Source organism: Defluviimonas sp. D31, from assembly GCF_033436765.1.
Classification (GTDB): Bacteria; Pseudomonadota; Alphaproteobacteria; order Rhodobacterales; family Rhodobacteraceae; genus Albidovulum.
In genome coordinates, this window is sequence record NZ_JAWQFN010000031.1 from 1 (window position 1) to 9,558 (window position 9,558).

General features: G+C 57.1%; 8 protein-coding genes. 5 read left to right on the forward strand and 3 right to left on the reverse strand.

The genetic code is table 11. From position 1 onward, the window contains the following. Positions 1 to 210 (forward strand): hypothetical protein (locus R5H32_RS20175; RefSeq protein ID WP_318340449.1); only part of this gene is annotated, 210 nt, incomplete at its 5' end. A gap of 286 nt (positions 211 to 496) precedes the next feature. Here R5H32_RS20175 and R5H32_RS20180 read toward each other — a convergent pair. After that, a complete protein-coding gene (locus R5H32_RS20180) occupies positions 497 to 1,513 on the reverse strand; it encodes an AraC family transcriptional regulator (protein WP_318340450.1) in 1,017 nt (338 codons plus the stop codon). 138 nt (positions 1,514 to 1,651) lie between these two features. Here R5H32_RS20180 and R5H32_RS20185 point away from each other — a divergent pair, with 138 nt between their 5' ends. Genes R5H32_RS20185 through R5H32_RS20195 form a run of 3 tightly spaced genes read left to right on the forward strand, consistent with a single transcriptional unit; the run spans position 1,652 to position 5,466 of the window. Further along, positions 1,652 to 3,088 (forward strand): arylsulfatase, encoded by a 1,437-nt coding sequence (locus tag R5H32_RS20185; protein ID WP_318340451.1) that lies wholly within the window; start codon positions 1,652 to 1,654, stop codon positions 3,086 to 3,088. Positions 3,089 to 3,117: 29 nt separating this feature from the next. Continuing rightward, on the forward strand, positions 3,118 to 5,055 hold the full coding sequence (locus tag R5H32_RS20190; RefSeq protein ID WP_318340452.1) for a DUF3604 domain-containing protein: 1,938 nt from the start codon (positions 3,118 to 3,120) through the stop codon (positions 5,053 to 5,055). 18 nt (positions 5,056 to 5,073) lie between these two features. Next, entirely contained in the window at positions 5,074 to 5,466 is a 393-nt protein-coding gene (locus R5H32_RS20195) for a DUF302 domain-containing protein (protein WP_318340453.1), read from the forward strand. Between the two features lie 541 nt (positions 5,467 to 6,007). Here the strand turns inward: R5H32_RS20195 and R5H32_RS20200 are convergent. Beyond that, the gene (locus tag R5H32_RS20200; protein ID WP_318340454.1) at positions 6,008 to 7,330 is read right to left on the reverse strand and encodes a DUF1214 domain-containing protein; all 1,323 of its coding nucleotides are present in this window, start codon (positions 7,328 to 7,330) and stop codon (positions 6,008 to 6,010) included. Positions 7,331 to 7,581: 251 nt separating this feature from the next. On the opposite strand from R5H32_RS20200, the gene R5H32_RS20205 reads away from it, so the two are divergent. Next, on the forward strand, positions 7,582 to 9,129 hold the full coding sequence (locus R5H32_RS20205) for an amidase (protein WP_318340455.1): 1,548 nt from the start codon (positions 7,582 to 7,584) through the stop codon (positions 9,127 to 9,129). Between the two features lie 71 nt (positions 9,130 to 9,200). On the opposite strand, the gene R5H32_RS20210 is transcribed toward R5H32_RS20205, so the two are convergent. Then, the coding region (locus R5H32_RS20210) for a hypothetical protein (protein ID WP_318340456.1) at positions 9,201 to 9,558 on the reverse strand (358 nt) is incomplete at its 5' end.

Here is a 9,558-nt window from a genome sequence, read left to right on the forward strand (position 1 = left end):
ACAGCCTGGTCAGGTGAACCCAAGGTCTGGATCGTCCGCACCCCAGACATAGGCCTCACGAAACTCGCGGCGGCCGGCATGAAGGACCGCTTTTCTTCTGCGGTGCAACTGAAGGCATCAGTCGATCGGCATACTGCATCGGCGAGCGTCGGAGCCGAAGCATTTCCGGTATGGGCTCGACCCGGTCAACTGAGCGATTTTGTCGAATGACTGATCAGAAACGCAACACCGACATTCAGGCCAAATTTTCGAGTTTTCGACCATGAACGACTACTTCGCGCAGGAGCAGACACTGGCGAAAATTCAAGCTATGACCGACATGCGGGACTTTCCAGACCTCCGGCTGTTCGGTTTTAACTGGTGCGAACGGCCCGAAGCCGCCATTCAACACGACATTGCCATGCCGCGGTGCAGCCCGTCGAACCGGCCGTTCGCTGCGGTCGCTAAGGGTCCGGGTGTCCCGGCAATCAGGTTCGAGAGCAAAGCCGCTTCGCTATCAGTCCGAAGATCCCTTAGAACGAAACTCCAATGGAGAAATGCCGTGGATATGTCGGAATGCGCGCGCGAAATGACTTGGTGTGGCGTAGTTCAGTAGCGTTGCGATCTCCGTTATGCTCTCCTGGCTGTCGACCAAGAGTTCAGCCGCACGACGCATCTTGGCAAAATTGCATATGGACCGAAAGTTGCTCCCCTCTCGATCGAGCTGACGCTGAAGCGACCTTTTGCTCGTGCCCATAAGGAAAGCGATGTCTTCGAGCGTCGTCTTGTCGTCTTCTAGGTTTTGGATAACCAAATGTTCAACGATTTTTGGAAAATCACACGGCGGCCCTCCACCACATGCTCGTACGACGTCGCCTCGCGTGGTGCGGCCGGTAGATGCATTAGGGTTGGGTGAATACAGGTCTTTGTTCATTATCTCCAAAGAGATACTGGCCTCGTCGCAGCGAACGCGCGTACCGAGTGCCATCTCGAGCTTTGTCATGGAGTGGTCCGCAACAAAGTCCAGCCCAATCGAGACAGGACACCACTTCGGTCCTTTGAAATGTCGCGGAACACTCAGCAGCGGCCCCAAAGCCGCCAAGGCGACTTGATCGTAGCCTGGAACGTGCCTTTCGCCGAATGTGTATTCAAAGCGGGAGCTGGTCTCGCCAACGCATATATTCAATCGGTCGTTGTTGGCGTGAAGGTACATGATGGTCGTGGCACGCTTCAGGGCTGCCCATAAATTCGGGGCCTCAAGCACGTAATCGCCCCAGGCACCGTAATCTCGGATCGAAAGGTGGCCTGTGAACGTAAGGCCGAACAGATCGTCTCCCGCGCTTTGCGCTGCGGCGTCCAGCAGCCTGTTGAGCGCAACCTCGGGGACGTAAAACCCGACCCTCGATGAGATGTCTTCCGGAAGCCCGGCTGCTGCCAGAGATTTTTGAAGAACCCGGTCTCCAAGTGTTTGAACGATCATATCTGGCACCGAGCCAAGCGCCTCGGCCACCGTCATGGAACGAGAGGCTGCCATTCTAGAACGATCCTTCGAGTTTCTGCCTCGGTGGCGCGATATGGTTCATCTGTCATCGAACCTGCCGATAATCTCGTCTCATCGTCCGACTCGAGTCAACCTTGGGCCGCTCTGACTAACGTTCTGGGGGGGAACGCGATGATTGGGTTTATGCACCGCACAGTTTTTTTTGCTGCCTTTTTGGCATCGACGGCGGCATACGGGCAGGAAAAGCCCAACATCGTCTTTATCTTCCTCGACAACTTCGGCTGGGGCGAACCGGGGTTCAATGGCGGCGGTATCATCCGTGGTACGGCCACCCCGGAAATGGATGCGCTCGCGGCTGAGGGCCTGCGCCTGACGAATTTCAACGTCGAGAGCCAATGCACCCCGTCACGTGCGGCGACCATGACCGGGCGGTACGGCATCCGGAGCGGCAACCACACCGTTCCACTGGGCGGCGGTGTCTACGGTCTGACCCAGTGGGAAATTACAATGGCCGAGATGCTCAAGGATGTGGGCTACAACACGGCCATGTACGGCAAGTGGCATCTCGGCTGGTCTGAGGGTCGCTATCCGACCAATCAGGGCTTCGACGAATTTTATGGTGTTGAGACCACGGACGTGACGGTCTGGCGCTCACTCCCCGGATTTGCCGACGCGAACATGGAAGAGCCGGTCGTTATGCAGGGCGTTGCGGGCGAGCCGGCGACCGTGGCGCGAGACTACGATCTTGACTATCGCGGCGAGATAGACGGCGATCTCACCAGGAAAGCCATCGAGTTCATCGAAACGCAGAGCCGGCAAGACGCCCCGTTCTTCATCTATCTGGCATACACGCAGACCCACTATCCCAATATTGTCTCCCAGGAGTTCACCGGGGCCACTGGAAAGGGGGTCTGGGCAGATATTCTTCGCCAGACGGACACCTATATCGGGCGCGTCGTGGATGCGTTGGAGACCGCAGGCGTTTCCGACGACACCTTGGTCATCTTCACGGCCGACAATGGGCCCGAAGCGGTGCCGATCGGGAACGCGAACGCCTCGCCGACACCGCCCATTCAAGGGACCGCGGGTCCGTGGCGGGGAACGTTGTTCACCAGCCTCGAAGGCAGCCTGCGCGTACCTTTCGCGGTCAAGTGGCCGGGTCAGATTCCGGCCGGCTCAGAAAGCAACGACATTGTGCACTCGATGGACCTGTTCCCGACACTTGCGGCCTTTGCCGGAGGAGAGGTGCCGACAGATCGGGCCTTTGACGGGATCGACCAGTCTGATTTCTTTCTCGGAAACCAGCCGAACTCCAACAGAGAAGGTGTGATCGTTTACATGGGCGACCAGATCTTTGGCGTGAAGTGGAACGACTGGAAGGTCCTTTTCAAGGAAAACCAGACGATCTTTGATCCCACCGAGTCTTTTGACACGCCTCGCGCCTACAATCTGCTGAATGATCCGCATGAGCGCGACAGTGTTCTGTTTCCCAATACCTGGGCAGTCGAGAAAGCCCTGCCACAATTGCAGGAGCATCTTGCGACCTTCCAGAGGTATCCGCCGATCCCTCCGGGAACGCCCGATCCTTACATGCCTTCGGCCAACTGAATTGACGACCAAGAATGAACGGACAAAAAATGCGTATCTTTTTCTCTCTTCCGCTAGCGCTCCTGGCCTGCACAGGCCTTGTGGCACCCTCTGTCGCCCAGGAAGGCGGACAGGTCGGCGAAATGAGCCTGTCGATCGACGATATGGGCGAACCCGCTCCCGATGACTTCTCGCCATATGCCGGCCGAGACTTTCCCACACGCCCGCTCTGGGGCGATACCCACGTGCATACGTCGAACTCTCTCGATGCGCGCGCGTTCGGGGTCGTCCTCGGTCCCGCCGATGCCTACCGCTTTGCGCGTGGCGAGGAAGTGATCACGTCGCATGGACTAAGGGTCAAGCTCTCGCGCCCGCTCGATTGGCTCGTTGTCGCGGATCACTCGGACGCAATGGGGGCGATGAACGAGATCGTGGCCGGGAACGCGACCCTGATGCGCGACCCTACGCTCCGAGACTGGAATGATCGTTTGAACCAAGGGGGTGACGTGGCTCTCGCGACGACCATGGAGGTGATCGAGACATTTGCCGGGATTACGGGAGATTCACTTCCCAAGGCAATTGCCGATCGCCGGTTCGTGCAGTCCGTCTGGGACGATTTCACGGCGATGGCCGATGCATTCGACGATCCGGGAACATTCACGGCCTTCATCGGCTATGAGTGGACCTCGACGGAAGCCGGCAACAACCTGCACCGCAACGTCATCTACCGCGACAACGCGATCCGTGCGCGGCAAATGCTGCCATTCACCACGGCGGAGACATTCAATCCCGAAGACCTCTGGGACTGGATGGAAACCTACGAGATCGAAACCGGCGGTCGAGTCTTGGCCCTTGCACATAATGGTAACGTGTCGAACGGTCTGATGTTCCCGGTCGAGACCAACCCGAAGACCGGCGAACCGTTGACCGGCGACTATGTCGAACGCCGCGCCAAATGGGAGCCGATGTATGAGATCACCCAAATCAAAGGAGATGGCGAGACGCATCCCTTTCTGAGTCCAAACGACGAGTTCGCGGATTACGAGACCTGGGACAAGGCCAACCTCGGACCGACACCGAAAGAAGACTGGATGCTTCAGTACGAGTACGCGCGTGAGGCCTTGAAGAATGGGCTCAAGCTCGAAGCTCAGCTTGGTACCAACCCCTACAAGTTTGGAGTTGTAGGGTCCACGGACACCCATACCGCGCTCGCCACCGCAGAAGAGGACAATTTCTTCGGCAAACATTCCGGCGTCGAGCCAGAGGCCGAACGCTGGAGCCACGTCGTTGGAGATTTCGAGGGGCTAACCGTTCTCGGATGGGAAATGGCGGCCTCTGGTTATGCAGCCGTCTGGGCAGAAGAGAATACCCGCGAAGCGATCTTCGATGCGATGGAGCGCAAAGAGGTCTACGGCACCACCGGCAGCAGGATAGCTGTCCGCTTCTTTGGCGGGTGGGATTTCACCGAAGAAGACGCGCGTTCTCGCTTGCCAGCAGAGATTGGCTACGCGAAGGGCGTTCCAATGGGTGGCGACCTCTCCGAAGCGCCCGAAGGAGCCGAAGCGCCCACTTTTCTCGTGGCAGCACTAAAGGACCCATTCTCAGGCAATCTCGACCGTATCCAGATCGTCAAAGGCTGGCTCAACGCCGAAGGCAAAACCGAAGAACGGGTCTACGATGTCGCATGGTCGGGCGACCGCGAGCCGGACGCGGACGGCACTCTGCCTCCAGTCGGCAGCACGGTGGATGTGACAACTGGCACGTTCACGAACTCAATTGGCGCACCGGAACTCATCGCGGTTTGGACAGACCCCGACTTCGACCCGTCCCTGAGTGCATTCTACTATGCGCGCGTTCTTGAAATCCCGACTCCGCGCTGGACGGTTTATGACGCAGTCCGGTTCGGGGATGAGCTTCCAGATGAAGTGCCAACGTCAACACAAGAACGCGCATATACGTCACCGATCTGGTTCACGCCGGCGGGCTGACGGATGATGGCGTTTGGGATGACACTAACCCTCGACCGTCCGTTCAATGGCGCGGTCGAGGACGTAATTGCCGCGCTCGCGGAAGAAGGATTCGGGGTCATTTCTCGCATCGACCTCGACAAGGCGTTCGCTGAGAAGCTTGGTGAGGCCTTTCACCGCTATACAATACTTGGGGCATGCAACCCGAAACTCGCATTCCAGGCAGTGAACGCCAGGCCCGATGTGGGTTTACTCTTGCCCTGCAATGTGACGGTCGAGGAAGTTGAGACCGGATCAATTGTGAGAATAGTAGATGCCGGTCAAATGATGGACATGGGAGATCTGTCCAAGACACCGGAAATCTCGGAGCTCGCGACTGATGCCGGTGATCGCCTGAGTCGCGTTGCCTCAAGGCTGCAGCAGGAGCGCTAGCGCTAAGTCGGCGTAAGCTAATAGATCATTGAGCGAGCGGACTCCGTTTGGAGATGGATGGATAACTAGCAATGCGTGCCGCGACCACTGCGAGCGTTCGCTTTCACCGCTGCGTGACAGCGACAGGCTCTGGTCGGACTTTACACGCGGGAACCCGACGATCTCGGGCGGTCGGTCCCGACCCTTGACTGGCGGTTTGTCCGAATATGCGAAATCAAACTTCGGCGCGGTGAACGACTGATTCCGGCTGACCCTCTGAGACCTTTTGCGAACGACAGCTTTCGTCACCGCTGAGAGTTTTGTTCGCAGTCGCAGAGAAAATCCGGATTCCGCCCGCAGTGTCGAATGCTGCGCCGCAGACCAAGGTCCGAGACGGGCTCGACCCGGTCATCTGAGTCTTTTGCTCAGATGACTGGTTATAAGCGTATTGCCGACGTTCAGCGCAAAATTTTCGAAACCCCGATCATGAACGACTGCTTCGCGCGGGAGCGGACGGCGGCCAAAAATGAGGCTACGTCCGAGTCGCGGACGAAGCCGACAATCAATTCAGCTTCCGAATTTTCGGCGGAAACCAGTTGCCCGCTTTTACAATCTCTTTCGGAACATAGGCCCTGAACGTCAGCGAAAACGGTTTTCCTTCAGCGGAGGGCAACCAATTCGCGGAAGGAAAAGAACCGTTCTCCGACGGGGCGATAAACATGGACACACCGCTATCCGCGCCCTTCTCAAGCGGCGAATAGGAGTTGAAATTGAACCTGTCGATTGCATTTGGAACCACACGGTAATCGGGTAGATCCACTAAGATAACCGACCAGTATCCGTTCACTACCGCATCGGGACTGCTAGTTTCGTTGAATTCGATAACATAGGTACTGCTGCCATCCAGCGGCTTGCCGTTCCCATCGGTAGTGGCCACGAAGTAGATTACTTCATGCGTTGTGTTCGCCCAGATCCCAACCAGATTGGCCGCTGTTCTGATCCAGTAGTCGTCGCCGTAGATTCCGCCCACCAAGACGCCCAACCAGTTGTTCTGAAAAGAACCTGCTTCGGTCACCGCAAACTTCAAAAATTGCGGAATGACAGTTTCAAGAATTGCGCCTGCAAGGGCGTCCCGCTGCGCTGGATCAGAGGCTACACGCGCCACGGCCCGAACCTTGGCTTGCATCTGTGGAGCAACCGGAATGCTATCCAGCGCCGCTGAGAGTAATTCATCTGTATGATCGAAAATCTCGACACCGATCAGTGACTGGTTATCGAAGATAGGCAAGCTTGAAGGCGCCGAAATCGCGGGTTCGCCGAGAGTGGACATAGTGAATTGGCGTTGCAGGGAAACTGCACCTTCCACATCCGTTTGCAGCTCGACCCGCGCCAGCATCTTTGCCTTTCGGGAGGGCAGCACGACAGGTACGGCGCCCTTCGGTATCTCGGCAACCGTGTCGGGTGTCACGAAGGCATAGGTTCCGTAAGGGTTCAGAGGATAGTCGCGATCGTTGATGTTGGTGACAACATTGCCCCACTCATCGCAGATCTGGACCGTATAGTAGCGGCCTTCGACCTGCGGAACCTCCAGTAAGACGGCGCTTTGATCATCGACCGCAATCCAGGCTTCGAGATAGGCTACATCGAGGTTGGGGTTCACGAAGTCGGCGGCACCAACAGGGTTATACTTGATGACGTTGTAATCTACCCCATCCTCGGCAATGTCTGTCTTTTCTTGTCGGTCAACAAGCGCACGACCCAGCAGGTATACATAGGCGTCGGCAATCGTCGCATCGTCGAGAGGCGTTGTCTGCTGCGCAAGGGCGGGTTCTACAACAACTACTGTGAGCAGGACGACGATTGCGCGCTTTAAACTGTGCAACATGAATGGGCCTCTTAGGTTCGACTGGACCGTTTTCCTCAATAAAACTCGACTTGGTCAAGCGTGAAACACCTTGAGACCTCCGGCAAACGATTGATGGTTACTTTGTGCTCAACGCAGAAATTCTCCGCGGTTCGCATTGATGACCGCGGTGCGTACGAAGCGGTCGCACACGCCCGCCATATCCAACCTTGCGGCTTACTCACTTATTTCTATGCGTTTACTTCCAAAAGTGGCCGAGTAATCTGCTCACGTTGTCAGGCTACGATCGAGGTCTTGGAATGCCGTCACGGCGCAGTGTTTTGAAAAATATCATTGGTACGGTGTCGTACGCCGCGCTTGTACCGGCTGTTGCCAAACCTGCACAGGCCGCTCCAAAGCGAAGTGATGAATTCATTGATTACGATGCGCTAGGCATGGCCGAGTTGATCAAGAAAGGTGAAATCTCCGCTCGTGAAGCAGTCGAAATCACGATTCGCAGGATTGAGGCGGTAGAACCCATCGTCAATGCGATCACGACCCGCACCTATGAACGAGCCTTCGAGAAGGCAGAAACGATCTCGGCGGATACGACATTTGCGGGTGTGCCGATCCTGATCAAGGACATGATTGACGTTGGCGGCGTACGGCGGACGGACGGCTCGCGAATGATGTTGTCGAATATCCCTGCTGAAAACGTTCCCTACATCGACGGGGTTGAAGCCGCCGGCATGAACATCATCGGTATGACGAACGTGCCGGAGTTCGCGCAGTTGGGTATCATCACGAACAACTCGGCTTTCGGCGCGACGCGCAACCCTTGGGATCTGTCCGTATCCGCTCTTGGCTCCTCCGGGGGGGCCGCAGCAGCGGTTGCCTCGGGCATGGTGCCTTTGGCTCATGGTACGGATGGAGGCGGCTCTAATCGTTTGCCAACCGGCGCGCAGGGTTTGTTCGGTATAAAACCGAGCCGGGCACGCATGCTGCCCGGCGAAGCTGGCGGCGTGCACGGGCCATTCAAGACCAATCAGGCAATCAGCCGCACGGTTCGAGACAGTGCTGCGTTGTTTGTGCACACGGAAGACCCGAACGGGCCGTTTCCTACGATCGGGCTGGTCACGGGACCGTCAACAAATCGGCTCAGGATAGGATTTGCCCTCACGCTGGATGGCGGCGAACCGGTTCATCCGGCAGTTGCCGCCGCCCAAGAGAATACGGCGCAGTTGCTGCGGGACCTGGGCCACGAAGTTGTCGAGGCGGCCATTCCAATAAATGCCTCCGAATTCTTCACGAATTTCAACGGCGCGTTCCTCGGCCAGTTTGGCGTGTTCTCCGATCAGGCGAGAGCGATTACTGGAACCAACGCGATGGACAGTGGTCTCCTTGATGTCTTTACGGCGAGCCTGATCGAATACGGCAGCAATATACCAGCAGACTTACAGGCGGCAGGTCTGGAGTATCTCGCGACGGTGCCGGGGCTTTTCACTCAGGTCTTCAGTGACGTCGATCTTTTGTTGTCACCTTGCATGCCCTTTTTGTCCATTGACGCGAATGCACTGTCACCCGACACGATGGTCAACGAGTCCGTCGTCAACTTTCTGCAGGCAGGTTTGTCATACACGGCACCCGTAAACGTCTCAGGTCATGCGGCCATGTCGGTGCCGCTGAACTGGGATCCGGAGACGGGTCTGCCGATCGGATCGATGTTCCAGACGGCCACGGGCAACGACCGTTTGCTCTACGAGTTGGCTTTCGAACTGGAAGAGGCGCGCCCTTGGAAAGACCGCTGGGCACCTTATTCATGCAAGTACATCCCGGTGTGATACCAAAGTACTCACCACGGGCCCGTGGGGAAAATCAATTTCATCCAAGCAAAAGGAACCAGCATATGCATTCATTTCGACTTTCTGCCGCAACTTTTGTCCTTGGGATCTTGGCTTTCGGTTTCCCACACGCTGTGAGCGCGGATGGCAATTTGTCCGATCAGAGAATGGCAGACAGCCCGGAAGCTTTGATCAGAAGTCTTGGCGAAGTCTCCTTCCTGACCCCTGAGGAAATGGCCGCGAAGAAACAGGCGGAGTTGTCCGGGCTCATCCAGCCGTTTGACATTCCGCAGACGCCCCAAATTCTCGATCCGCGCATGGATGTCAATCCCGGCGCAAAGTTGGTCGGCGTAGCGGCGGAATAGTCCCCAACGGTTGGGACTATCGCGCGTCTTGACGCGTGTGCTCCCCACAAAGCTGACGCGCGGC

Bases quoted from the DNA above. Each gene is read 5' to 3' on its own strand.
- R5H32_RS20180 (WP_318340450.1), bottom strand. From the start codon at position 1,513: ATGGCAGCCTCTCGTTCCATGACGGTGGCCGAGGCGCTTGGCTCGGTG.
- R5H32_RS20185 (WP_318340451.1), top strand. From the start codon at position 1,652: ATGATTGGGTTTATGCACCGCACAGTTTTTTTTGCTGCCTTTTTGGCA.
- R5H32_RS20190 (WP_318340452.1), top strand. From the start codon at position 3,118: ATGCGTATCTTTTTCTCTCTTCCGCTAGCGCTCCTGGCCTGCACAGGC.
- R5H32_RS20195 (WP_318340453.1), top strand. From the start codon at position 5,074: ATGACACTAACCCTCGACCGTCCGTTCAATGGCGCGGTCGAGGACGTA.
- R5H32_RS20200 (WP_318340454.1), bottom strand. From the start codon at position 7,330: ATGTTGCACAGTTTAAAGCGCGCAATCGTCGTCCTGCTCACAGTAGTT.